The sequence below is a fragment of the Streptococcus sp. KHUD_017 genome, assembly GCF_054861245.1.
This window is the reverse complement of sequence record NZ_CM142175.1, coordinates 433,584-457,324: the sequence shown is the minus strand read 5'-3', so window position 1 is coordinate 457,324 and position 23,741 is coordinate 433,584. Positions and strand designations below refer to the sequence as shown.

The 23,741-nt window shown below is 42.1% G+C and carries 23 protein-coding genes and 2 other annotated features; of the genes, 6 read left to right on the top strand and 17 right to left on the bottom strand.

The features are described 5' to 3' along the window. Window positions 1-43 precede the first annotated feature (43 nt). The gene (locus ACVAMZ_RS02280) at window positions 44-703 is read left to right on the top strand and encodes a prepilin peptidase (RefSeq protein ID WP_461684912.1); all 660 of its coding nucleotides are present in this window, start codon (window positions 44-46) and stop codon (window positions 701-703) included. Here the strand turns inward: ACVAMZ_RS02280 and trpA are convergent. The 12 genes from trpA to ACVAMZ_RS02220 form a co-directional block, all read right to left on the bottom strand. Next, on the bottom strand, window positions 675-1,457 hold the full coding sequence (trpA, locus tag ACVAMZ_RS02275) for a tryptophan synthase subunit alpha (RefSeq protein WP_461684911.1): 783 nt from the start codon (window positions 1,455-1,457) through the stop codon (window positions 675-677). The two genes, ACVAMZ_RS02280 and trpA, sit on opposite strands and share 29 nt — an antisense overlap. Continuing rightward, complete coding sequence (gene trpB / locus ACVAMZ_RS02270; RefSeq protein ID WP_414314480.1) at window positions 1,450-2,673, bottom strand: tryptophan synthase subunit beta; 1,224 nt, start codon at window positions 2,671-2,673, stop codon at window positions 1,450-1,452. The genes trpA and trpB (ACVAMZ_RS02270) overlap by 8 nt, the downstream gene beginning before the upstream one ends. After that, window positions 2,651-3,250 carry a phosphoribosylanthranilate isomerase gene (locus ACVAMZ_RS02265; protein WP_461684910.1) on the bottom strand — a complete coding sequence of 200 codons (600 nt, stop codon included), beginning with the start codon at window positions 3,248-3,250 and terminating at the stop codon, window positions 2,651-2,653. The genes trpB (ACVAMZ_RS02270) and ACVAMZ_RS02265 overlap by 23 nt, the downstream gene beginning before the upstream one ends. Beyond that, window positions 3,237-4,004, bottom strand: a complete 768-nt coding sequence (gene trpC / locus ACVAMZ_RS02260) for an indole-3-glycerol phosphate synthase TrpC (protein ID WP_461684909.1) — start codon at window positions 4,002-4,004, stop codon at window positions 3,237-3,239. The genes ACVAMZ_RS02265 and trpC overlap by 14 nt, the downstream gene beginning before the upstream one ends. Further along, the gene (gene trpD, locus ACVAMZ_RS02255; RefSeq protein WP_316108495.1) at window positions 4,001-5,005 is read right to left on the bottom strand and encodes an anthranilate phosphoribosyltransferase; all 1,005 of its coding nucleotides are present in this window, start codon (window positions 5,003-5,005) and stop codon (window positions 4,001-4,003) included. The genes trpC and trpD overlap by 4 nt, the downstream gene beginning before the upstream one ends. Before the next feature lie 10 nt (window positions 5,006-5,015). Beyond that, on the bottom strand, window positions 5,016-5,582 hold the full coding sequence (locus ACVAMZ_RS02250) for an aminodeoxychorismate/anthranilate synthase component II (protein ID WP_461684908.1): 567 nt from the start codon (window positions 5,580-5,582) through the stop codon (window positions 5,016-5,018). After that, window positions 5,579-6,940, bottom strand: a complete 1,362-nt coding sequence (trpE, locus tag ACVAMZ_RS02245) for an anthranilate synthase component I (protein ID WP_461684907.1) — start codon at window positions 6,938-6,940, stop codon at window positions 5,579-5,581. Before trpE ends, ACVAMZ_RS02250 begins: the two co-directional genes overlap by 4 nt. A gap of 71 nt (window positions 6,941-7,011) precedes the next feature. Then, window positions 7,012-7,237: a binding site (T-box leader), on the bottom strand. Further along, the gene (trpB, locus tag ACVAMZ_RS02240) at window positions 7,234-8,412 is read right to left on the bottom strand and encodes a tryptophan synthase subunit beta (RefSeq protein ID WP_060956118.1); all 1,179 of its coding nucleotides are present in this window, start codon (window positions 8,410-8,412) and stop codon (window positions 7,234-7,236) included. Its footprint overlaps the feature before it by 4 nt. Window positions 8,413-8,474: 62 nt before the next feature. After that, window positions 8,475-8,706: a binding site (T-box leader), on the bottom strand. 60 nt (window positions 8,707-8,766) lie between these two features. Next, a complete protein-coding gene (locus ACVAMZ_RS02235; protein WP_461684906.1) occupies window positions 8,767-9,993 on the bottom strand; it encodes a DegT/DnrJ/EryC1/StrS family aminotransferase in 1,227 nt (408 codons plus the stop codon). Between the two features lie 39 nt (window positions 9,994-10,032). Then, window positions 10,033-10,725 (bottom strand): sugar transferase, encoded by a 693-nt coding sequence (locus ACVAMZ_RS02230; RefSeq protein ID WP_004251491.1) that lies wholly within the window; start codon window positions 10,723-10,725, stop codon window positions 10,033-10,035. 106 nt (window positions 10,726-10,831) lie between these two features. Beyond that, window positions 10,832-12,574 carry an ABC transporter ATP-binding protein gene (locus ACVAMZ_RS02225; RefSeq protein WP_461684905.1) on the bottom strand — a complete coding sequence of 581 codons (1,743 nt, stop codon included), beginning with the start codon at window positions 12,572-12,574 and terminating at the stop codon, window positions 10,832-10,834. Beyond that, window positions 12,564-14,309 carry an ABC transporter ATP-binding protein gene (locus ACVAMZ_RS02220; protein ID WP_461684904.1) on the bottom strand — a complete coding sequence of 582 codons (1,746 nt, stop codon included), beginning with the start codon at window positions 14,307-14,309 and terminating at the stop codon, window positions 12,564-12,566. The genes ACVAMZ_RS02225 and ACVAMZ_RS02220 overlap by 11 nt, the downstream gene beginning before the upstream one ends. A gap of 262 nt (window positions 14,310-14,571) precedes the next feature. Here ACVAMZ_RS02220 and ACVAMZ_RS02215 point away from each other — a divergent pair, with 262 nt between their 5' ends. The 3 genes from ACVAMZ_RS02215 (at window position 14,572) to ACVAMZ_RS02205 (ending at window position 16,552) form a co-directional block, all read left to right on the top strand. Further along, window positions 14,572-15,399: an exodeoxyribonuclease III gene (locus ACVAMZ_RS02215; RefSeq protein WP_461684903.1), complete on the top strand. Its 828-nt coding sequence runs from the start codon at window positions 14,572-14,574 to the stop codon at window positions 15,397-15,399. A gap of 11 nt (window positions 15,400-15,410) precedes the next feature. Further along, entirely contained in the window at window positions 15,411-15,797 is a 387-nt protein-coding gene (locus tag ACVAMZ_RS02210; protein WP_461684902.1) for a bleomycin resistance protein, read from the top strand. A 170-nt stretch (window positions 15,798-15,967) separates the two neighbouring features. Further along, on the top strand, window positions 15,968-16,552 hold the full coding sequence (locus ACVAMZ_RS02205; RefSeq protein WP_461684901.1) for a helix-turn-helix domain-containing protein: 585 nt from the start codon (window positions 15,968-15,970) through the stop codon (window positions 16,550-16,552). Window positions 16,553-16,658: 106 nt separating this feature from the next. Here the strand turns inward: ACVAMZ_RS02205 and ACVAMZ_RS02200 are convergent, their stop codons facing one another. The 3 genes from ACVAMZ_RS02200 to ACVAMZ_RS02190 form a co-directional block, all read right to left on the bottom strand. Then, entirely contained in the window at window positions 16,659-17,063 is a 405-nt protein-coding gene (locus ACVAMZ_RS02200; RefSeq protein ID WP_045763132.1) for a PaaI family thioesterase, read from the bottom strand. 69 nt (window positions 17,064-17,132) lie between these two features. Beyond that, window positions 17,133-18,614, bottom strand: a complete 1,482-nt coding sequence (locus tag ACVAMZ_RS02195) for a UDP-glucose--hexose-1-phosphate uridylyltransferase (protein ID WP_461684900.1) — start codon at window positions 18,612-18,614, stop codon at window positions 17,133-17,135. Window positions 18,615-18,632: 18 nt separating this feature from the next. Next, window positions 18,633-19,811, bottom strand: coding sequence for a galactokinase (locus ACVAMZ_RS02190; protein ID WP_461684899.1), 1,179 nt, complete (start codon window positions 19,809-19,811; stop codon window positions 18,633-18,635). 168 nt (window positions 19,812-19,979) lie between these two features. Here ACVAMZ_RS02190 and ACVAMZ_RS02185 point away from each other — a divergent pair, with 168 nt between their 5' ends. Then, a complete protein-coding gene (locus ACVAMZ_RS02185; protein ID WP_424848085.1) occupies window positions 19,980-20,981 on the top strand; it encodes a LacI family DNA-binding transcriptional regulator in 1,002 nt (333 codons plus the stop codon). A gap of 67 nt (window positions 20,982-21,048) precedes the next feature. Here ACVAMZ_RS02185 and ACVAMZ_RS02180 read toward each other — a convergent pair whose 3' ends face one another. Together ACVAMZ_RS02180 and ACVAMZ_RS02175 are read right to left on the bottom strand one after the other, a co-directional pair. After that, window positions 21,049-22,086 (bottom strand): zinc-binding dehydrogenase, encoded by a 1,038-nt coding sequence (locus ACVAMZ_RS02180; RefSeq protein WP_461684898.1) that lies wholly within the window; start codon window positions 22,084-22,086, stop codon window positions 21,049-21,051. A 79-nt stretch (window positions 22,087-22,165) separates the two neighbouring features. Next, window positions 22,166-23,062 carry a cation diffusion facilitator family transporter gene (locus ACVAMZ_RS02175; protein ID WP_461684897.1) on the bottom strand — a complete coding sequence of 299 codons (897 nt, stop codon included), beginning with the start codon at window positions 23,060-23,062 and terminating at the stop codon, window positions 22,166-22,168. A 132-nt stretch (window positions 23,063-23,194) separates the two neighbouring features. On the opposite strand from ACVAMZ_RS02175, the gene ACVAMZ_RS02170 reads away from it, so the two are divergent. After that, entirely contained in the window at window positions 23,195-23,734 is a 540-nt protein-coding gene (locus ACVAMZ_RS02170) for a TetR/AcrR family transcriptional regulator (RefSeq protein WP_461684896.1), read from the top strand. Window positions 23,735-23,741: the final 7 nt, after the last annotated feature.

The following is a 23,741-nucleotide window of genomic DNA, read 5'->3' as shown; positions in this document are numbered from 1 at the left end:
CAACTATTATACTCTTTCTCTTATTTTTTCCGAATAAATAAGTATGATTCATCTTTACTTTTTTCTTGTTGGAACGATTCTTGCTTCCTTTCTAGGCTTGGTCATTGATCGCTTTCCTGAACAATCCATCGTATTTCCTGCAAGTCACTGTGATTCTTGTCAGACTCCTTTGAGACCTCTGGATTTGATTCCAATTGTTTCTCAAGTAATTGGGCGCTTTCGCTGTCGCTATTGTAAGGTACGATATCCTTTCTGGTATGCTTTCTTTGAGTTAGGCTCGGGACTGCTCTTTCTAGCTTTTTCTTGGAAAATTCTAACCTTGAGTCAAGTCATCCTAATCACTGCCGGTTTAACTTTGGGAATCTATGACTTTCGACATCAAGAATACCCCTTAATCGTCTGGCTAATATTTCACTTAATCCTCATGATTTGCTCTAGTTGGAATCTAATCATGGTTTTCTTTCTTATCTTGGGAATTTTGGCTCACTTTATCGATATCCGCATAGGTGCAGGTGATTTTCTCTTTCTGGCCTCTTGTGCACTTATTTTTAGCCTAACCGAAATGCTGATTTTAATTCAATTTGCTTCCACAACTGGCATTCTAGCCTTTCTCCTATTAAAGAAAAAGGAAAGACTACCTTTTGTGCCTTTCCTCTTGCTGGCTGCTTGTATGATTATTTTTGGTAAACTACTGCTTGTCTGATAAAGTCAGCGATTTCTGCTACTTGTCCTTCATGTAGAGCCTTAACAATCTTGGAACCGACGATGACGCCATCTGATACTGCATTAAAGCGTTCTACATCAGCCTGTGTGGATACACCAAAACCTGTCAAGACTGGAATATCTGCCACTTGATGAAGTTGATTCAAGTGCTTGTCCAAGTCATCTCGGTAATTACCTGCTTTCCCTGTCACCCCGTTAATGGCAACAGCATAAACAAAACCTTCTGCCCCTTCAATGAGTTCTTTTTGACGCTCCATTCCTGTCGTCAAGCTGACAAGTGGGATCAAAGCAATGTCTGTACCTGCCAAGAAGGGCTCTACAAAATTAGCATGTTCATGAGGTAGGTCTGGAATAATCAATCCCTTAACCGCTGTATCAGAAAGGTCTTTGGCAAATTTCTCAATACCGTACTGAAAGAGGGGGTTAAAGTAGGTCATGATAACAAGTGGAACTTCTGTTTCAATAGTCTTCAAAGTTTCAACTAGAGCCTGTGTAGAAGTACCACTAGCTAGACTGCGCAAGCCTGCTTCTTCGATAACTGGACCATCTGCAACTGGGTCTGAGAAAGGAACTCCCACTTCAATAGCAGACACTCCCAAATCTTCAAAAAAGTGAATTGTTTCAGCAAGACCATCCAAACCTTTTTCATGGTCTCCAGCCATGATATAGGGAACGAAAATTCCTTTTCCAGTCGCTTTTATAGCGTTCAATTTTTCTGTTAGTGCCTTAGACATGAGCTTCTCCCTTCTTTGCTGCGTCTGCTTCCAAGCGGTCTTTAACTTGAACTACATCCTTGTCCCCACGACCTGATAGGCAGACAATCATAGACTTGTCTGGGCCAAGTTCTTTGGCCAATTTCACCGCAAAGGCGATGGCATGGCTAGATTCCAAAGCTGGGATAATTCCTTCCACACGAGACAAAAGTTGAAATCCTTCCAAGGCTTCCTCATCTGTCACTGGCACATAAGTCGCACGCTTGATATCGTGGTAATGGGAATGCTCTGGACCGATACCTGGATAGTCCAAACCTGCTGAAATTGAGAAAGCTTCTAAGATTTGACCATGAGTATCTTGGAGCACATCCATAAGCGAACCGTGAAGAACACCTGGACGACCCTTGGTCAAGGTAGCTGCGTGATGCTCTGTATCCACACCTAGTCCTGCTGCTTCAGCTCCATACATAGCCACTGACTCATCTTCCACAAATGGATGGAAGAGCCCGATGGCATTAGAGCCACCACCAACACAGGCTACTAGAGCATCTGGCAGATTTTCACCTGTCAAATCACGGTACTGTTGCTTGGCTTCTCGTCCGATAACACTTTGGAAATCACGAACAATTTCTGGGAAAGGATGGGGCCCCAAGGCAGAACCAAGGATATAGTGGGTATCATCGATATTTGCCACCCAAGAACGAAGGGCTGCATTGACTGCATCCTTGAGCACGCGTGAACCATCTGTCACAGCCTCTACCTTGGCACCCAAAAGTTCCATACGAAAGACATTGAGGGCTTGGCGTTTGACATCTTCCTCGCCCATGTAGATGGTACATTCCATGTTAAAGAGTGCCGCAGCTGTTGCAGTTGCCACACCATGTTGACCAGCACCTGTTTCAGCAATAATTTTCTTTTTGCCCATACGTTTAGCGAGGAGAACTTGTCCTAAAGCATTGTTAATCTTGTGGGCGCCTGTATGGTTGAGGTCTTCACGTTTAAGGTAAATCTTGGCTCCGCCGATATGCTGGGTCAAGTTTTTTGCGTAGTAAAGAGGAGTTTCACGACCTACATACTGGCGCAATAGTTGGTTTAACTCCTCTTGGAAACTTGGATCTGCCTGACTTTCACGATAAGCCTCTTCCAATTCCAATACTGCTGTCATCAATGTTTCTGGGACAAAGCGTCCACCGAATTTCCCGTAAAATCCCTCTTTATTTGGTTCTTGATATACCATGCTTAACCCTCTCTATAAATCTTCTAATCTTTTCATGATCTTTTTGTCCGTCTGTTTCTACTCCGCTTGATACATCTACTGCAAAGGGAGAGAAATGCTGAATTGCTCTTGCTACATTGTCTTCATTTAGCCCACCTGCGATGAAGAAAGGCTGGGCTAGTTCTGTCGTATCCAGTTGCCCCCAGTCAAAGGTTTGTCCACTCCCTGCAATAGGAGCATCAAAGAGTAGATAGTCTGCCTGAGAATTGGGTACATGCCCATTCTCATCTACTTGTACAGCTTGAATACTGCCACAAGGTAAATTTTCAAATAGTTTATCTACTACCTGACCGTGAACTTGTACAAAGTCCAAACCAACTTTATCTACCGCTTCTAACAGTTCTGCCCGACTGGGTGAAACAAATACTCCAACTTTTTTAACGTTGACAGGAATGAGCTTTGCCAGCTCTGCTGCTTGTTCCAAGGTCACCTGTCTTTTGCTAGGAGCAAAGACAAAACCAATGTAGTCTGCTCCAGCCGACACAGCTGTTTTTACGGCTTCTTTGGTCGATAGTCCACAAATCTTAACCTTTGTCAATCTGCAACTCCTTGATTCTCTGGGCTACATCTTCTGCTTGCATGAGGGCTGTTCCTACTAAAATTCCGTTAAAGTATGGTGCAACACGTTTTGCATCCTCCTCTGTAAAAATAGCAGATTCGGAAATGTAGAAGCAATCATCCTTAAAGTGTTTGGCCAAGTCTACGCTTGTCTGCAAGTCGACTTCAAAGGTTGTTAAATTGCGATTGTTGACACCAATAATTTGAGCTCCAAGACGGTGGGCCACTTCTAGTTCAGCTAAATTGTGGGTCTCAACCAACACTTCTAAACTAAGCTCTGTCGCATAGTCGTAAAGCTCCTTGAGTCGTTCTTCTGACAAGGCTGCGACGATGAGTAAGATAACTGTCGCACCTGCATTGCGAGCACGGATGATTTGCTTTTCATCGAAAATAAAATCCTTGTTGAGCGTAGGAATGTTTACCTGACTGGAAATCTCACGCAGATAATCCAAATGACCTTTAAAGAAAACCTCATCTGTCAGAACAGAAATCATAACCGCGCCGTTAGCCTCGTAAGTCTGGGCCTGTTGTACGATATCCACATCGAGATTGATATCACCTAGACTTGGACTTGCCTTTTTGACCTCAGCAATGATTTGCAGACGTTCTTGATGATTTTTCAAATATTCAGCTAAGCGATAGCTTGCTCGCAGGGGCTGAAGTTCCTCTCGTTCCATCTTTTCAACTTCACGCGCCTTTTGCTCTAGGATACGTGATAAAAATTCCTGGCTCATCTTTGATACTCCTGTAATAGTCTGAGTTTTTCAAGGGCCTTACCACTAGCAATCACTTGGCGTGCCATTTCAACTCCATCTTTAATACTATCTACCTTACCATTGGCATAAAAACCAAGGCCAGCATTTAAGACTGTTGTTTCCAAGAATGGACTTGGTTCGTTATTAAGAACGCTAACAAGGATGGCTGCATTCTCATGCGCATTTCCACCACGAATGTCCTCAATGGCAATACGTTCCATTCCCAAATCTTCTGGGGTAAAGGTTGACAAAGTGATTTCACCATTTTCAAGAAGGGCAATGCTGGTAGTACCATTCAAACCAGCTTCATCCAATCCTTCTGGACCAGCTACTACAATGGCACGTTTGCGACCCATGTTTTTCAAAACCTGAGCAGTACTTTCCAGAAGTTCAGGACGACTGATTCCTAGAAGCTGTGTTTCCAAAACCATCGGATGGATGAGCGGTCCTGTCAAATTCATGATAGTTGGAATTCCCAACTCCAAACGAGCTGGCATAATGTATTTCATGGCTGGGTGCATGTTTTTGGCAAAGAGAAAGACGATTCCTGTTTGGTCAAATACCTTACCCAATTGTGATGGTTTAAGGTCAATATTGATTCCCAAAGCTTGCAAGACATCTGCTGACCCAGATTTAGAAGAAATAGAGCGATTTCCATGTTTGGCCATGTGGATGCCACCACCTGCCAAGACAAAGGCTGCAGTTGTAGAAATGTTGAAGCTAAATGACTTATCTCCACCTGTACCGCAGTTATCCATAGCATCTTGAATGTTGGTTGGAATGTGTTGAGCATGTCCTCTCATGACTTGAGCGAGGGCTGTTCTTTCTTCAGGTGTTTCTCCCTTCATCTTGAGGGCTAAAAGGAGTGAAGCGATTTGTGCTTCTGTCACTCGCCCTGTTACGATACGTTCGATCACATCTGTCATTTCAACACTTGATAAATCTTCAAAGTTCGCTAATTTTTCAATAATTTCTTTCATTTTATTTTCCTCACTTTACAACTTTCTCGATAAAATTCTGAATAGAAGATAGGCCATCTGGCGTTCCAATACTTTCTGGATGATACTGCAAGCCATAAATCGGCAAGGTTTTGTGTTGAATCCCCATAATAGCTTGGTCATCTGTCGAACGAGCTGTCACTTCAAACTCTTCTGGCATCTCTTCAATTAAAATACTGTGGTAACGCATGACTGGACGATTATCCTCAATTCCTTGATAGAGAACTGAAGGAGTCTCAAATCGAATCTGGCTTTGTTTACCGTGCATAACTTTAGGAGCCAAGCCCAACTTACCACCAAATACTTCTGCAATGGCTTGGTGCCCCAAACAAATCCCTAGAATCGGTTTCTTACCTGCAAAATCACGAATCATTTTTTCCATTTTCCCAGCATCAGCTGGCCAACCTGGACCAGGAGAGAAAACTAATCCATCTGCCTTTTCAGCATGTTCATAAAGATGTGGATCATCATTTCTCAAAACATGAACTTCTGCGAAATTCCCAATGTATTGGGCTAGGTTATAGGTAAATGAATCATAATTATCAATCAATAAAATCATGGTCTTAGTTCTCCCATTCTAGTCATAGATTTAGCTTTGTTAATGGTTTCTTGGTATTCATTTTGAGCAATGGAATCATAAACAATTCCTGCACCTGCCTGCACGTAGGCTGTTTTATTTTTAAGAATCATGGTTCGAATTGCAATGGCAAAGTCCATGTCTCCAGTTGCTGAAAGGTAACCGATAGCTCCTGCATAGACGCCTCGCTTCTCTGTTTCCAACTCATAGATGCGTTTCATAGCACGAATCTTAGGGGCCCCCGATACTGTTCCTGCTGGAAGAGTCGCTTTTAAGGCATCCATGGCAGTCAGTTCTGGTAACAAACGTCCTTTAACCACGCTGGTCAAATGCATGACATAGCGGAAAAGTTCCACTTCCATATACTTGGTTACTTGGACACTTGCTGTTTCAGCAATTCGACCGATATCATTGCGTCCTAGGTCCACTAGCATTCGGTGTTCTGCTGTTTCCTTTTCATCAGAGAGTAGGTCATTTGCTAAAGCTGCGTCTTCTTCATCATTGGTACCTCTAGGTCGTGTACCTGCAATTGGATTGGTTGTCACAATGCCATTTTTGACGGAAACCAAGCTCTCAGGACTGGCACCGATAATTTGATAATTTCCAAAGTCATAAAAGTAGAGGTAATTTGATGGATTGGTCACTCGGAGATTTCTGTAGAAGTCAAAAGAATTTCCAGTTACTTCTGCGGAGAAGCGCTGACTGAGCACACATTGGAACATATCTCCGTTGCGAATCAAGTCGCGAGCTGTTTCTACCATTTCTTCAAATTTCTGAGGTGCAATATGTGGTCTAAACTGAAGTGGAGAAACGTCCAAATCTTCAAATTCATTTGGAGCAGGGATTTTCAACTCTTCTAAAACCTGATCTAAAGCCACTTCTAGTTCTTCATTACTACGTTCACTGTAGAGAGCATCCTCGATGACATGAATTTTTTCTTTCTTATGGTCAAAAACTATATAACTCTCATATACGAAGAAATGCATATCTGGTGTCCCAATCGTATCCTCAGGGAGCTGGCCAATCTCTTCGTAGAGAGAAATCATATCGTAGCCAACAAAGCCAATAGCTCCACCACCAAAGGGTAGTTCTGAATGGTGCTGACTCTTATGAGTTACTTCATAAAGGAAATCCAAGGGATCACGATCAATCACTTGCCCATTTTGATAAAGAACTCCATTCTCGAACTTAATTTCAAAAACTGGATTATAGGCTAAGATAGAAAAACGAGCATTTTCTTTTTCTCTTGGGATACTTTCAAGTATGACCTTGTGTTGTCCGTTCAAACGCATATAAGCCAAGATTGGTGATAAAACATCTCCATGAATGATTCGTTCCATTGTAATTTCCCTTTCAGTTCTTCTTAAATCCCGTGTTTATTCTACAAAAAATCCCCACGCAAAATAACTTGCGTGAGGACGAAATTCGCGGTGCCACCTCAATTATAGGATTTCTCCTATCTCTCATTCCTGTCTCAGATAGCTCCTGTAACAGGTTGTGCGATAAAGGGCACTCCCTTGAGAATTATGTTTTCTTCTCTCATTTCAGATGGACCCAACCTTACAGCTTTCTCTGCTTGTTTTCAGCAACCACAAGCTCTCTGTGAGAGAAATCCCTGTATATTTTCCATCTTTTATTTTTTAGCTTCAAGGTAGTCTGCAATGGCAGCTACGTCCTTGTCTCCACGACCAGAGACATTGATGATGATAATCTCATCTTTACTTAGTTTTGGTGCGCGTTTGACTGCTTCAGCGATAGCATGTGAGCTTTCAATTGCAGGGATGATTCCTTCTGTTTTGCTTAATAAAAGCAAGGCTTGAACAGCTTCTTCGTCGGTCGCTGCTACATATTCTACTCGACCAGAGTCTTTAAAGAAGGCATGTTCTGGACCGACCCCTGGATAGTCCAAACCTGCTGAGATAGAGTAAACTGGCGCGAGCTCTCCATCTTCCTTAAAGACTGCATAGGTCTTCATTCCATCGACAATTCCGACACTACCCTTGGTCATAGTTGCTGCGTGTTTGTCAGTATCTAAACCATGACCAGCAGCTTCTACCCCAACCAATTTTACTTCTTCATCAGCTACATACTGTGAAAAGGCACCGATGGCATTAGAACCACCGCCCACACAGGCAATGACGTAGTCTGGTAGACGCCCTTCTTTTTCCAAGATTTGACGACGTGATTCTTCACTGATGACTTTTTGAAATTCATGAACAATCGTTGGATAAGGGTGAGGGCCTACAGCAGAACCTAAAACGTAGAAGGCTTCAAGGTCATTCATCCATGCTCCAAAGGCTGCATCAACCGCATCCTTCAGGGTACGAGTTCCAGTTTCAACTGCGTGAACAGTTGCTCCCATCATCTCCATGCGGAAGACATTGAGACGTTGACGCTCCACATCTTCTGCCCCCATATAGACGTCACAAGCCATACCAAATTTGGCCGCAGCTGCAGCTGTCGCAACACCGTGCTGGCCAGCTCCTGTCTCAGCAATGACACGCTTTTTACCCATGCGTTTTGCTAGAAGGATTTGACCCAAAACATTATTAAGTTTGTGAGATCCAAGGTGGTTAAGGTCTTCACGCTTGAGATAAATCTTAGCTCCACCTAGGTGCTCTGTCAAGCTCTCTGCATAATATAGCGGTGTCTCGCGACCTGAATAATCCTTCAAGTAATGACGAAACTCAGCTAAAAACTCTGGATCGTCCTTGTATTTTTCAAAAGTCACTTCCAATTCATCTAGCAAAACCTGAATTGGTTCTGGTACAAAACTACCACCAAATTGTCCAAAATATCCTTTAGTTGTCATAAATTTTTCCTCTTTTCCATTATTCCAAAATATGAAAAAGCCCACACACGGAATCTACTCCATGTGAGGGCGTTCGTAACGCGGTACCACCTCAATTGTAAAGAGAATATCCCCTTTACATCTCTGCCTTGTCTAACAACAAGTTGCACTGTAAGGTGTGCGCACCGAATTTTCATTGTTTCAAATTCATTTTTTCAAATCAGCCCAATTTCACTATTTTCAACCACCTGTTCGCAGCAACCACAGGCTCCCTGAAGATCTAAAATAATTACTTTTCTGATTTGTTGAGTTAATTATATGTTATTGCTTTTTCTTTGTCAACCGTTTTCATTCATTTTTTACTAATTTTTTTAATTATTTTTGTGAAGCGCCTAGAACTTCTTCGGAAACTCTGACAAAAGTTTTAATGATATAGTCTACTTCTTCATCTGTTAATTTCGTGTGAAGTGGCAGTGTAATTTCGTTTACAAAGAAGGCATAAGCTCGCGGATAATCTGCCATGTCAAAGCCAAGATTCTTATAGGCTGTCAAAAGCGGAAGTGGTTTGTAGTGGACGTTACTTGCGATTCCTGCCTTGGCCAATTCTTGAATAATTTGGTTGCGTTGTTCGAGATTTGCTCCTTCTACATGGGTGATGTAGAGGTGACGACAAGATTCAACTGCATCTGTCTCATGAGCCAATGGGTGAATCCGAGTTCCCGCAAATCCATGGTCATAGCGATCCACGATATCCTTACGACGTTGTAGTAAGCCAGGATAACGATCTAGCTGAACTAGACCAAGTGAAGCCATGATATCCGTCATGTTGCACTTGTAGGCTGGTGTTACGATATCGTATTCCCATGAACCCAATTGCATCTTAGCAAGAGCATCTTTTGTTTGACCATGAAGAGATAGGATTTGGAATTCCTTATACATTTCTTCATCATCAATCGCTGGATTTGCTTTCCAAGTCGCACTTCCTCCCTCAGCAGTTGTAAAATTCTTAACCGCGTGGAAAGAGAATGATGTGAAGTCTGCAATTGAACCGGCTGGTTGTCCCTTGTAGGTTGAACCCAAAGCGTGGGCACTATCAGATACAATCACAATACGGTTAAAGGCCTTTTGCCACTTGCTAGCAGCTGTAAAGAGGTCGCGTTTCTTTTCTACAACTTGGAACAAACGGTCATAGTCACAGATAATCCCTGCAAGTTCAACCGGGATAATAACCTTAGTCTTCTCAGTAATAGCTTGCTCAAGCTTGTCATAATCCATTTCAAAGGTATCATCTTGGATATCAACCATAACTGGTGTCGCACCTACGTGAGTGATGACACTACATGATGCTGTATAAGTCATAGCTGGAACGATGACCTCATCGCCAGGCCCTACTTCAAGCACGCGCAAGATCAATTCAAGAGCTGCTGTTGCAGAGTTGAGGCAGACTGTCTTAGGCGTTTGAGTATAGACGGACAGACGACGCTCTAGTTCTTTTGTCTTTGGACCTGTTGTGATCCAACCAGAACGAAGGGTATCGGCTACTTCAACAATTTCAGCTTCGGTAATATCGGGTGGTGAAAATGGAATATTATATTTTGTCATTGTTTTACTCCTTTTACTGTATTCACTCTTGTGACTACTTTATTTTAAAACTTCAACTACAGTCTGAAACATGATTTTGATATCTCCGAAGAAATTAAAATCACGTAGGTAGGCTAGGTTAAAGTGCATTTTCTCTGGAAGGACTCTTTCCACATAAGCCTGGTCAACAGTCATACCTTTTGCAGTCATTTGACTGATGATGGCATCCTCATCCTTATAGTTAATACTAGCAAGCGATGTAATCCCTGCAGGTAAGAGCAAGGTAGCCATCATTTCAGGGCTATACTGCTCTGTGTAGCGTGGTACTTCTGGGCGCGTTCCGACAAAAGACATCTCTCCTTTTAGGACATTGACCAATTGCGGCAATTCATCCAAACGAACACGTCGAATGAAATTTCCAACTTTAGTGATACGACTGTCATTTGCAGAAGTTACTAGACTTCCTTTTTTATCTGCATCCGTCACCATGGTCCGGAATTTCCAAATCTTGAAATGTCGGTTGTACTGGGTTACCCGCACTTGCTTGTAAATAACTGGACCCTTGCTATCTAGCTTGATCCAGATGCTTAGAATCAGAAATAAGGGGGAGGTCAAGATTAACAAGACTACGGCTAGAAACAAATCTAGACAACGCTTGAAAATCAGTGAGCCTTTTCTTCTAGACACAAGCTGGTAGTATGGTTTTACCTCGCTCAATTGCATTTCTTGAGGTAGCTCATCCCATTTCAGCATGCACATTCTCCTCTGTTTTTTATATATAATCTTTATTAACATTCTACATTATACCACAAAATGAAAGAGGCAGTGCAAGAAATCTGTGTTTTAAAGGAATTCTTCCTTAGGAAAGAGCCCCTGCCTGCAAACTATACATCTTGTAATAGGTTCCACCCAATGCTAGGAGTTCCTCGTGGGTTCCACTCTCAATGATTCGTCCCTTATCAAGAACGTAGATACAATTAGCATCTTGAATGGTAGAAAGGCGATGGGCGATGGCGATGGTTGTCCGACCTTGTCTCATCTTAGCTAGGGAATTTTGGACCAGAGCTTCTGTTTCAGAGTCGATATTGGCTGTCGCTTCATCCAAAATCAGAATTTTAGGTTGACTGGCAACAGTTCTAGCAAAGGCAAGAAGCTGACGTTGACCAGTTGAAAAACTCGAACCACGCTCAGATACAGGGGCATCATAACCTAAAGGAAGATCTTGAATGAAGGAATCTGCATCGACAAATTCTGCTGCAGCCTTGACTTGGTCATCGCTGATATCTTGGTACATGGCGATATTGGACTTAATGGTTCCATGATAGAGGAAGGGGTCCTGTAGAACCAAACCGATGTTTTTTCTCAGTTCCTCTTGACTATACTCTCGAATATCCACACCATCTAGGAGAACTTGACCAGACTGAAATTCATAAAAACGCATCAGAACATTGATGATAGAAGATTTTCCCGATCCTGTATGTCCAACAAAGGCAATGGTTTCACCTTTATTGACAGTAAAGGAAATATCATCGAGAATTTGGTGTTTTCCATCATAAGAGAAGGACACATGTTCAAAACGAATATTCCCTTCTTGAATCTCAGCCTGGCCATTTTCTTGGACCGGTTCATAGTTGGTCTCATCGATGAGTGCAAAAACACGACCTGCTGACACCATGGATGTCTGAAGAGTAGAAAAGTTTTGCGTTACCTCGATGAGCGGATCAAAGAGACGGTTGATGTACTGGATAAAGGCATACATAGTTCCTGCCGTTATTCCTAGATAAAGTCCGCGATAGCCAAAGTAAGCCATCAAAACCGCATACCCCAACAGCTTCAACAAACTCATAGCTGGGCGTAAAAAGAGAGAATCCAAGGCTACTGAACGGTTAGCGTAGACTAGGTGTTCCTGGTTTATCTCATCAAACTCTTCTTGCAGGCGTTTTTCTTGGTTAAAGGCTTGAATAATACGAATTCCTTCGATATTTTCTGCCAGCTTACTGTTAATATCTGACAGTAGACTTCTGGTTTTTTCAATGACCTTGACCGATTTTTTACGGTAGAGATTAACCAAAAGGAAAATCAAAGGTAGAAAGAGCAATACTAAAGCAGTCAGACGATAGTCCAAAACTAACATGGTATAAAGGGTCGTCACGAATATAAAGACTGCCGAGATAAAGCTAGATAAGATTCCCGAAAACATATCACTGATAGTCTCGGTGTCATTTGTCAAACGAGAGACAATAGAACCTGCAGGCGTTTTATCAAAGTAAGACATGCCTAGCTTCTCCATATTGGCAAAGGCATCACGTCGGATATCTCTAACGATGCTGTAGGACACGCGCGCAAAAAGGAGATTCCCCACATATTGGACAATAGTTTGAAGAATGTAGAGACCATAGTAAACTAGCAAAACTGTAACAGCAAGCTGATTAAGGTTGTTTAGATACTGGTCGATAAAGTGCGAAGCTACCAAGGGGATAACACTCTTAACAACAGTCGTCGCGAGGAGAAAAGCAAGGGCTAAAAAGGTTAGGAGACTATAGGGCTTAAGATAGGACAACAAACGCTTCAATACAGCCCATTGTTCTTGTTTATTCCGCATCTTCTTCTCCTTTCATTTCTAACTGTTGAGACTGGTAGGTTTGGGCATACCAACCATCCAAGGCTAGTAAGTCTTCATGCCTACCTCGTTCAATGATGCGACCATCCTGCATGACCAAAATCAAATCTGCATGAACAACTGCACTGAGACGATGGGCAGTGATGATAGTCGTTTTGTCTTTGCGAGTTTCCTTGAGATTATCGATGATCGCGAACTCTGTCTTGGCGTCTACAGCTGACAAGGAATCATCTAAAATCAAGATATCAGGATTTAAAATCATAGCCCGACTCATAGCCAGACGTTGCTTTTGTCCACCAGATAGACTGACACCTTTTTCCCCGATAACTGTATCAAATCCCTCAGGCATGGCTTGAATGTCTTGATAGACTTGAGCCAACTGAGTTGCTTTCTCTACTGCAGAGAAAGGTAGGTCAGGATTTCCAAAATAAATATTATCTAGGATAGAACTAGCAAAGAGAAATTGGTCCTGTGGAACGTATCCCATCAAACTACGCAAGTCAGCTAGTCGATAGGCTCGAATATCGTGACCATTTAGATAAATAGCCCCTTGGTTAACGTCATACTCACGCAGGAGCAACTTAATCAAAGCAGTTTTCCCTGAACCCGTCTGTCCAACCAAGCCCAACGTTTGACCTTTTTCGAGACTAAAGTGTATATCTTTCAGTGTCTCTTCGTCTTCAAAGGCAAAACTTTCAATAGCATAGTCCAAGCGTCCATTTTCAATCCCGTCCAGTGGAGATTCTGGATCTTTCACAGGTGATTCTTGAGACAAGAGACTCTCAATTCGTTGGTAGGATACTTTTCCTCTCTGAGTGATATTAAAGAGGAAACCAATCGCCATCAAAGGCCAGACCAACATGTCCAAGTAAGAGATAAAGGTGACTAGATTTCCGACAGTTACCTGTCCTGCTTGCACCATAAAGGCACCTACCAAGAGAGTTAAGGCATAAGAAGAACCAACAAAGAGCAGAACCATGGGGTCAAAGAGACTGTCATATTTCATGGTTTGCAAATTCTTTTGGAAGGTCAAATCATTGACCTCCTGGAAAGATGCCAATTCATCAGACTGATAGCCAAAGGACTTGGTTACCTTGATACCTGATACAGACTCCTGAACCTTATTATTAAGTTCAGAAAAGGCTGCTTGCGATTCGCCAAAAGCCTTATGGGTCTTTCTCCCCAGACGACTAGTCGCATAGGCCATAAATGGCAAGGGCAGAATGGCAACCAAGGTCATCTGCCAAGAAATACTAAAGAGCATGGTCAAGAGAGTCACTAAGGCTGTAATTGAGGCATCCACTGCCGACATGACACCACCACCTGCTAAACGAGTCAGGGCATTGATATCATTGGTTGCGTGAGCCATCAAATCCCCAGTTCGATAATTTTGATAAAAAGCAGGAGACATCCTTGTAAAATGCTCAAATAGTCTTGAACGCATGATTTGCCCAAGTCGGTAGGAGGTCCCTAGGATATACATGCGCCAAACGTAACGCAGATAATACATCCCGAAAGCAGCTAGCAGGAGATAAAAGAGATGAAGCAAGAGCTCATCTTGTGTTAATCGCCCAGAAGTAATGGCATCGATCACGCGCCCCATGACCATAGGTGGGATGAGGTTTAGTACAGAAACCAAAACCAAAGCTACAATTCCAACTAAGTAACGGAGTTTTTCTAATTTAAAAAACCACCAGAGTTTTTGGATGATGGACATAGTATTCCTTTCTAATGACAAATGTAAACCTGAGGCGACTACCTCAGGTTTTTCTTATTCATAGGTGACAACACTTACTTGAACGTTGTCATACTCATCAATAAAGATATTCATAGGAGAAACATTTCATTCATTTTCATTCCTTTACATAAATCATTCTTTATTATATAGGAATGACCTGGATTTTTCAAACTATACGCTGGGGAATTACCGCTTTTTCTGGTATAATATTGTCTATAATCTGAATGAAAAGGTAAACATTATGAAATTGATCTCATGGAATATTGATTCCCTAAACGCTGCACTCACGAGCGACTCTGCGCGTGCCAAATTGTCACAAGACGTCCTCCAAACCTTGGTTGCTGAAAACGCTGATATCATCGCCATCCAAGAAACCAAGCTTTCAGCTACAGGACCTACAAAGAAACATCTCGAGGTGTTAGAAGAACTCTTCCCTGGATATGAAAATACTTGGCGTTCCTCTCAAGAGCCTGCTCGTAAAGGATATGCTGGAACCATGTTTCTCTATAAGAAAGAACTCACTCCAAGCATCAGCTTCCCAGAAATCGGTGCACCATCTACCATGGACTCCGAAGGTCGTATCATCACTCTTGAATTTGATACATTTTTCGTGACTCAGGTCTACACACCTAATGCTGGTGATGGCCTCAAACGTTTGGAAGAACGTCAAATCTGGGATGTCAAATATGCGGAGTACTTGGCTGAACTAGACAAGAAAAAGCCTGTCCTAGCAACTGGGGACTACAACGTTGCCCACAAGGAAATTGACCTTGCTAACCCAGCCAGCAACCGCCGTTCACCAGGTTTCACAGACGAAGAACGTGAAGGATTTACAAACCTCTTGGCGAAAGGATTTACAGACACCTTCCGCCATATCCATGGAGAGGTTCCAGAACGCTACACTTGGTGGGCACAACGCAGCAAGACTTCAAAAATCAATAACACAGGCTGGAGAATCGACTACTGGCTCACAAGTAACCGTGTAGCAGACAAGGTTACCAAGTCAGACATGATTGATTCAGGAGCACGCCAAGACCATACACCGATTGTCTTGGAGATTGAACTTTAAGGATTTTCTTTATGAACTACAACGCCGTTATTCCCGAGTTTATGGTCTCGAATATAGAAAAATCTCGCTCCTTCTACTGTGATTTACTGGGGTTCACCATTGAATACGAGCGCCCAGAAGAAAAATTTCTCTTCCTCTCGCTTGAAGACTGCCAACTTATGCTAGAAGAAGGCAGCGCAGAAGAATTAGCCCAACTGACTTATCCTTTCGGGCGCGGTGTCAATATTTCCTTTGGTATCAAGGATGTCCCCAGACTCTATCAGAAAGTAATCGAGTCTAACTATCCTATTCATCGTCATTTGACTAAAAGAGAATTTCGAGTTGGTGAACAATATATCTATCCTCATGAATTTGCAGTTTTAGATCCAGATGGCTATTTTTTAAGATTTAGTGAATAAGAAAAAGGGGGCTGATAGCCTCTTTTTCAGTAGGTAAACATGAATTGACATACCTGTAAATCCAGTGACCAAAACCTTTGCTAAAACCTATGAAATCTATATGTCAAAGAACTTTGATAGCCGTTTTTTGTATAATTGAGTAGAATGAAATCAGAAAGCGAGGAAATTTTATGCAAGTCGGAAAACAAATCCAGCACTATCGTAAAAAGAAAAATTTATCTCAAGATGATTTAGCTGAAATAATTTTTGTCAGTCGCCAATCCATTTCCAACTGGGAGCGTGGCGCGACCTACCCTGATATTCAAAACCTACTCTTGCTGAGCAAGGTCTTTGAAGTGTCATTAGACAAACTAGTAAAAGGAGATTTGGAAACTATGAAACAAATTATTCACGACCAAGAATTTATACGTTATCAAAAAGATGGAATAATCTTTAGCATACTGCTATTTGGTTTTCCTATCATCAGCATACCCTTAATTCTTTATTTGGATTGGTATGGTATCGCTATTAGTTGCTTGATTTTTGCTATCGCTATGTTCTACGCCCTACGCATTGAAAAATTCAAGAAACAGCATAATCTTCGCACCTATCGACAGATTGTCGCCTATGTTCAAGGACGTAACCTTAGCGAGATTGAAGAAGCTGAAGAAAGGGGTAAGGCTCCCTACCAAAGAATCATCCTTCCCATTCTATTTGGCCTTGGAATTGGCGCTATTGCTCTGCTATTTTATTGGCTCTTACTTACTATCAAATAAAAGCGAAGTCATCAGACCTCGCTTTTTAAATGTATTAAAATTTATAGAGTTGTGGATAGTGAACACACTCTGGTTTTTTAGGGCGTAACTATCTACTCATTTTAATTTATATCCTCACCTGTCTATCTTCAGATCGTTGTCCTGTGACAAACATGGTGAAGGTTGCCTTGCAGACATTTCGGCCATCTTGGTTGGTGATATCAACATCGACGACACAAGTGGTGCGTCCATGATGGACACATTCTCCTTTGATAGTAAGAATGTCCCCTAGATTTCCAGCTTTCAAGTAGTTGATAGAAGACTGGAGTGTCACCCCGTCTAATCCTAGCGAAATCACCACAAGACCACTGATTTGGTCACATAGGGTAAAGAGATAGCCTCCATGGGCATTCCCATAGTAGTTGAGTGAGGAATCCACTACTTTTGTTGTCACCACCACGTGACCGTCTCTCATTTTTTCAATTTCGTAGTTTTCAAAGGCAGATATAGCGTCAAAGTGAAAATCTTTCATACGTTCCTCCTGATATTTCAAACGACACTATGATACTACTTTTCAAGACTCTACGCAAGAGAGAAGCACTTATTCAGGTAAAATCCCAACCTGCTCCACAAAGCGCATAAAGGCAACTTGTCCTTCTTCTGTTTGCTTGTAAACTCCTGCATCTTCCAAAACTCGAGCAAAGATTTTTCCAACAGATTCTTGGACGATATTAAGAGCTTGGTCTTTGTCAGTCAATCCAGGATGGGATTCTTTCAATTCATCCGCCCATTCTTGGTGATAATCTGCTACTAGAACATCCTCTCCAACCAGGTAAGCTGCTACTTGCTCCACTTCTTCCTTCAAGCGTGGTGGCAAGATAGCCAATCCCATAACCTCTATCAAGCCGATATTTTCCTTCTTGATATGTTGGACATCCTTGTGGGGATGATAGATACCATCTGGATGCTCTGGAGATGTTTGATTGTCTCTCAAAACCAAGTCCAACTCAAACTGCCCATCTCGCTTACGGGCTATCGGTGTGATAGTGTGATGCGGTGTTCCATTACTTTCTGCCAAGACCTGTACACTTGGATCTGAGTATTGGCGCCAAGCCAGTAAGATTTTCTCAGCAAGATTGGTCAAATCGTCTTTTGAATCCGACGTTAATCGAATCACTGACATAGGCCACTGAACAATTCCTGCTTTGACAGATTCAGAACCTTCAAAGGTAAAGCTCTTTTGTAAAGGCGCCACTTCCATCGGGAATACATGTCGCCCACCTTGATAATGATCGTGCGTCAGAATGGAACCACCCACGATTGGTAGATCAGCATTCGAACCAGCAAAGTAACCCGGAAACTGCTCTACAATTGCTAACAAACGCTCAAAACTTTGACGACTGATGGCCATGGGACGATGTTGGCTATCTAAGAAAATACAGTGCTCATTAAAGTACGCATAAGGCGAATACTGGAATCCCCACTCCTGCCCAGAAATATCAAAACGAATAATCCGGTGATTGCTTCTAGCTGGATGATTGACACGACCATGGTAGCCTTCATTTTCCATACAGAGCTGACATTGAGGATAGTTGCTCGACTTGACCAACTTAGTTGCCGCTATCTCTTTTGGATCCTTTTCAGGCTTCGAGAGATTGATGGTAATCTCTAGTTCACCGTAGTCAGACGGTACACGATAAGCAATATTCTTTGCGATAGCCTTCAGTTTGATGTAGTCATTTCTCTGACTGAGTTGGTAGAAATCTGCAATTGCCTGCTCTGGTGACTGGGCATAGGTGTTCCAAAAGTCACGATTAACCTGACTTGGACAAGGTGTTACCAAGTCCATGAGGTCTGCACCGAGAATCTCACGTGCAGCCTGACTAACTTCAATCGTTCCCAATCGAACGGCTTCCTCGACAAGCTGATCTTTGAGGTCAATCAAATCGTCTTGGTCAGTCTCAACTTCAAGAACTCCATCTCCCACCAGCGCTAAAACACGATTGGTCAGATAAATCCGATCCAACTCTTCAAAGCTACTTTCTGCAATGACTTTGGTCACAAAATTTTCTACTAAGGTCACTAGAAAACCTCCTTCTGACTATTTAAGGATGCGAGTTCCACCTGCCACTTCAGCGATATAGAAACTTGGAGCATAACCAACGATTTCTTCATAGTGCTTGCCTACAGCTTCTTTAAAGGACTCAACAGCGTCTTTTTGAACCAAGGCGATTGCACAACCACCAAAACCTGCTCCTGTCATACGAGCACCGAGAACACCTTCTTGAGCCCAAGCTGTATGAACAAGGGTATCTAATTCCAAGCCAGTTACTTCGTAATCGTGCTCAAGAGAAACGTGAGATGCATTCATCAAACGACCAAACTTGTCCAAATCTCCCGCTTGAAGAGCCGCTTGTGCTTTAAGTGTACGTTGGTTTTCAAGAACGGCATGACGCGCACGTTTCAAACGATTTTCGTCTTTGATCAGGTAGCTATATTCATCAAAATCCCATTCATCCAATTCACCCAAGGTTTGAATGTCCAAGGCCACTTGGAGTTCTTCTACTGCTTTTTCACACTCAGCGCGGCGTTCATTGTACTTAGAATCTGCTAGTTCACGGCGTTTGTTAGTGTTCATGATAACAACAACATTGTCCTTCAAATCAAGGGGAACCAAGTCATATTCTAAACTATTTGTATCCAGATAAATGGCACGTTGATCTGCCCCCATACCGATAGCAAATTGGTCCATGATACCAGAATTAACCCCAATAAAGTTGTTCTCTGTCAATTTCCCGATTTTAACTAAGTCTAGACGGTCCAATTTTAGGTCAAAGAGGTATTCTGCCACGACACCTGTCAAAAGCTCTAAGGATGCAGATGAAGACAAACCCGCACCATTTGGGATATTCCCATAGACATAGAAATCAAACCCTTTATCAATCACATGACCAGCTTCTTGCAAGAAATGTAGGACACCTTTTGGATAGTTAGTCCAGTTGTGCTCCTTCTCAAACTTAAGGTCAGCCAGAGGAACTTCGATAATGCCTTTGTCCTCAAAGTTTGCTGAGTAGAAACGCAACACTTGGTCATCGCGCTTGCGTGCTGCTCCATAAGTTCCTAGTGAGATAGCTGCTGGGAAAACATGTCCACCGTTATAGTCAGTATGCTCTCCAATCAAGTTGATGCGCCCTGGTGAAAAGAAGGTTTGGTCTGCTTCTTGACCAAAAACAGCAAGAAAATCCTTGCGAAGTGCTTCAGCAGTAAGATGTTGTGTCATATGAATTCTCCTTTTACGAAATATTAGGTAAAAAAGTTTATCCTGTAATCGTTTTCTTCTATTGTACCCAAGGGTTTTGCTTTGGTCAACATTTTTACCGATATTTTACTAAACTATGAGTAAAAAGATAGAAAAATATGCTATAATAACCTAAAAAGGAGGGGAATTATGGCTACACTCAAAGATATTGCTCAGTTAGCCTCTGTCTCAATCGCAACTGTATCCCGTGTCCTCAATCGCGATCAGAGTCTATCTGTCACAGAAGAAACCCGACATCGTATTTTAACTGTCGCCGAAGAACTAGGTTATACCAAACATCTCAAAACAGGCGAAAGTCACAAACTGAAACAAAAGATTGCCATTATCCAATGGGTCAGCGAACAAGGTGAGTTGGAAGACCTCTACTACTACCAGATTCGACTAGGAATCGAAAATAGGGCACAAGAATTAGATTACGAAATCTTACGCTATTTCAATGATCAACCTTTTACGCTTAGCGAAGAAGTCATTGGAATTCTTTGTATTGGAAAATTTAGCCAAGCACAGATTGCATCATTTGAAGAATATCAAAAACCTCTAGTTTTTCTAGATAGTGACACCATAGCCTTGGGACACACCTGTGTCATTACAGATTTTAATAATGCTGTTAGACAGGTAGTCGATTACTTTACAGACCACGGGATTAAGAAGATTGGTATCTTATCCGGCCTTGAAACTACTACTGACCAAGAAGAAGTCATCGCAGACAAACGCTTAGGTTACTTTAAATCCTATACACAAGAAAAGGGAATTTATAACGAGAAATTCATTTTCCAAGGACTATTTACTGCCCAATCTGGATATGATTTAATGAAAGAAGCTATCGAAAAATTAGGAGAGAAGCTTCCACAAGCCTTTTTTGCAGCCAGTGATAGCTTGGCCATTGGTGCCCTTCGCGCCCTTCAAGAAGCCAGCATCAGCATACCGGAGCGCGTCAGCATTATTTCCTTTAATGATACCATTCTAACCAAGCAAGTGTTCCCACCCCTTTCCAGTATCTCAGTCTACACCGAAGAAATGGGACGCACAGGAATGGATATTTTGAACAGAGAAGTCCTTCACGGCCGTAAAATTCCAAGCCTCACTATGCTTGGAACCAAACTGACGTTAAGAGAAAGTACCTTGCATTAAGTACAACACTTGAACATAAAAAAATCCTAATAAGAGCTTTTCAGTTCTCTATTAGGATTTTCTTTTTTTAATCCATCACAATCATAGACTTGATAGTCTTGCGCTCATCCATATCTTTATAGGCTTGGTCAATATCTTCCAGTTTATAACTTGAAGTAAAGACACGACCTGGATTGATATCACCGTCAAGGACAGCTTTGAGCAAGAATTGTTTATCGTATGTTGTCGTAGAAGCTGCTCCACCTGCAACAGAGATATTTTGCATAAAGGTTGAACCAAGTGCACGATTCTTATAATGTGGAACTCCTACAAATCCCATGCGACCGCCATTATGAAGGACACCCAGTGCTTGCTCAACAGCAGCCTCAGTACCAACACACTCAAGTGCTGCATCTGCTCCTCCGCCAAGAATTTCACGTACCTTGGCAATTCCTTCTTCTCCTCGCTCAGCTACGACTGCTGTCGCGCCTGACTCCAAGGCCATTTGTTGACGGTCTTCGTGGCGACTCATAAGGACAATTTGGGATGCGCCACGCATCTTAGCTGCAATGACAGCACATTGACCAACAGCCCCATCCCCAATAACGACAACTTTGTCGCCTTTTTGCACATTAGCCACACGCGCTGCATGGTAACCGGTCGGCATGACATCAGCAAGTGTCAAAAGTGACTTGAGCATGCCTTCGCTATAATCTGAAGGTTGACCAGGAATTTTCACAAGTGCCCAATTAGCGTAGTGGAAACGGAGATATTCAGCTTGGAAATTTCCTCCTAGATTATTTCCAATATGATTGTCACAAGAACCATCAAATCCAGCACGACAAGCGTCGCATTCCCCACAGCCATGAGTAAATGGTACAATCACAAAATCACCGGGCTTGACTGTTGTAATGGCCTCTCCAGTTTCTTCAACGATTCCAATTGCTTCGTGTCCACTATTTTTGTGACCCGCTTTAATATCTGGATTTCGGTAACTCCATAGGTCTGAACCACAAACACAAGCACGAACCACACGGATAATAACATCATCCGCCTCTTGAATGCTTGGACGCTTGATTTCCTCAATACCTACCTGACCTGCCTTGGTATAAACTGCTGATTTCATAAGCATTTACCTCTCTGTATCTAACTTATTTCAAGTATACACTATTTATGAAGCTTTCGCTCACTTATACTACATCTCATTAATGATGATGTTCATGATTTTTATCTACTTCCAACTCCTCAACCTTGCGCTTATGGGCTTGGTGAGTTGCTAGGTCTACATCAACTTCAATGGTGATATTTTGGAAACCACAATCTTTGAGTATGCTTCGAATCGATTCCTTGCAAAGCTCCATCTGTTCAATTTCTTTTAGACAAACATGGACAATGGCATTTTTTTCCAAACCATCCATGGTCCAGAGATTGAGCTGATTGATACTAGCAACGTGGTCCAGTTGCTCCAAATCACTCTTTACTCGCTGGATATCCACTCCTTCTGGCACGGCGTCTAGGAAAATCTTGAGTGTAGACCAAAAACGTGGAATAGCCTTTGAGAGAATAAAGATCGAAATGACAAGAGATAAGAGCGGATCCAGAATATACCAGTCGGTAAATCGGAGGACAATGGCCATCAGGATAACTGCCACCCAACCCAGAGTATCTTCCAGAAAGTGCAGGCTCAAAATAGACTCATTCTTGGTTTTTCCCTTACGAACTACTAGACTTGCTAGCACATTAATGCTAACAGCAATGATTCCTAACCAGAGGATTCCTTCATCATTGACCGCTTGTGGATGAAAGAGTTTTGTTATATTTTCCAAAATGACCAAAACGGACCCTGTCATGAGAATCACAGCCGTTACCAAGGCACCTAGAAGGCTAAACCGTTTGTAACCCAAGGTATAGTGGCTGTCTTCTTCACGATTGGAGATAGTTTCAAGAAAGGCTGATACCCCAATTGCGATTGCATCTCCAAGATCATGGACAGAGTCAGCAAGAACCGCACTGGAACCAAAAATTCCTCCTGCGATAAACTCTACAATAGCATAACTCAAATTTAAGAAAAAAGCTAACCAAACTGCATGTTTTGTCTTCATAATCCTGTTTCCTCTGATATAATAGATTCATGAACATCCTGTTCATTATCATTATCTAACATTCATTACAGAAAGGATAGGAGCAAACTGTTTACTTTGTAAGCTACTGAACAGTTTGTTCAAAGTGTCCATATGACTAGTCAAGACCGTCGCATTACCAAGACTCGAAAAGCTATCTATACTGCTTTTTTACAATTACTAAATAAAAAAAGTTTTGAAACGATTACCGTTCAGGAGGTAATAGACCTAGCAGATGTCGGTCGTTCCACCTTTTATAGCCATTATGAAAGTAAAGAATTACTCCTAGATGAGCTCTGCCGTTATCTCTTTCATCATCTTTTTGAACGCGAGAAAAATATATCCACAGAAGCTTATTTGGCCCATATCTTTTCACATTTCAAGAAAAACCAGGACCACGTCACCAGTCTTCTTTTCTCTAAAAATGACTACTTCCTCCGTCAATTACACAGAGAGTTAGAACACCACGTCTACCCCATGGTCGCAAAAGACTTGCAAACAGTTCATCCCAAGATTCCATCCTCCTATCTTCAACACTTTGTCGTCAGCCACTTCATTGAAACCCTCAGCTGGTGGTTGAAAAAAGGAAAAGCTTATAACGAACAAGAAGTGATTCAGTTTTATTTGGAGATTTTAAAAGTGGGCTCGAACTAGAAAGGAG

Bases quoted from the DNA above. Each gene is read 5' to 3' on its own strand.
- ACVAMZ_RS02280 (WP_461684912.1), top strand. From the start codon at position 44: ATGATTCATCTTTACTTTTTTCTTGTTGGAACGATTCTTGCTTCCTTT.
- trpA (WP_461684911.1), bottom strand. From the start codon at position 1,457: ATGTCTAAGGCACTAACAGAAAAATTGAACGCTATAAAAGCGACTGGA.
- trpB (WP_414314480.1), bottom strand. From the start codon at position 2,673: ATGGTATATCAAGAACCAAATAAAGAGGGATTTTACGGGAAATTCGGT.
- trpC (WP_461684909.1), bottom strand. From the start codon at position 4,004: ATGAGCCAGGAATTTTTATCACGTATCCTAGAGCAAAAGGCGCGTGAA.
- trpD (WP_316108495.1), bottom strand. From the start codon at position 5,005: ATGAAAGAAATTATTGAAAAATTAGCGAACTTTGAAGATTTATCAAGT.
- ACVAMZ_RS02250 (WP_461684908.1), bottom strand. From the start codon at position 5,582: ATGATTTTATTGATTGATAATTATGATTCATTTACCTATAACCTAGCC.
- trpE (WP_461684907.1), bottom strand. From the start codon at position 6,940: ATGGAACGAATCATTCATGGAGATGTTTTATCACCAATCTTGGCTTAT.
- trpB (WP_060956118.1), bottom strand. From the start codon at position 8,412: ATGACAACTAAAGGATATTTTGGACAATTTGGTGGTAGTTTTGTACCA.
- ACVAMZ_RS02235 (WP_461684906.1), bottom strand. From the start codon at position 9,993: ATGACAAAATATAATATTCCATTTTCACCACCCGATATTACCGAAGCT.
- ACVAMZ_RS02230 (WP_004251491.1), bottom strand. From the start codon at position 10,725: ATGCTGAAATGGGATGAGCTACCTCAAGAAATGCAATTGAGCGAGGTA.
- ACVAMZ_RS02225 (WP_461684905.1), bottom strand. From the start codon at position 12,574: ATGCGGAATAAACAAGAACAATGGGCTGTATTGAAGCGTTTGTTGTCC.
- ACVAMZ_RS02220 (WP_461684904.1), bottom strand. From the start codon at position 14,309: ATGTCCATCATCCAAAAACTCTGGTGGTTTTTTAAATTAGAAAAACTC.
- ACVAMZ_RS02215 (WP_461684903.1), top strand. From the start codon at position 14,572: ATGAAATTGATCTCATGGAATATTGATTCCCTAAACGCTGCACTCACG.
- ACVAMZ_RS02210 (WP_461684902.1), top strand. From the start codon at position 15,411: ATGAACTACAACGCCGTTATTCCCGAGTTTATGGTCTCGAATATAGAA.
- ACVAMZ_RS02205 (WP_461684901.1), top strand. From the start codon at position 15,968: ATGCAAGTCGGAAAACAAATCCAGCACTATCGTAAAAAGAAAAATTTA.
- ACVAMZ_RS02200 (WP_045763132.1), bottom strand. From the start codon at position 17,063: ATGAAAGATTTTCACTTTGACGCTATATCTGCCTTTGAAAACTACGAA.
- ACVAMZ_RS02190 (WP_461684899.1), bottom strand. From the start codon at position 19,811: ATGACACAACATCTTACTGCTGAAGCACTTCGCAAGGATTTTCTTGCT.
- ACVAMZ_RS02185 (WP_424848085.1), top strand. From the start codon at position 19,980: ATGGCTACACTCAAAGATATTGCTCAGTTAGCCTCTGTCTCAATCGCA.
- ACVAMZ_RS02180 (WP_461684898.1), bottom strand. From the start codon at position 22,086: ATGAAATCAGCAGTTTATACCAAGGCAGGTCAGGTAGGTATTGAGGAA.
- ACVAMZ_RS02175 (WP_461684897.1), bottom strand. From the start codon at position 23,062: ATGAAGACAAAACATGCAGTTTGGTTAGCTTTTTTCTTAAATTTGAGT.
- ACVAMZ_RS02170 (WP_461684896.1), top strand. From the start codon at position 23,195: ATGACTAGTCAAGACCGTCGCATTACCAAGACTCGAAAAGCTATCTAT.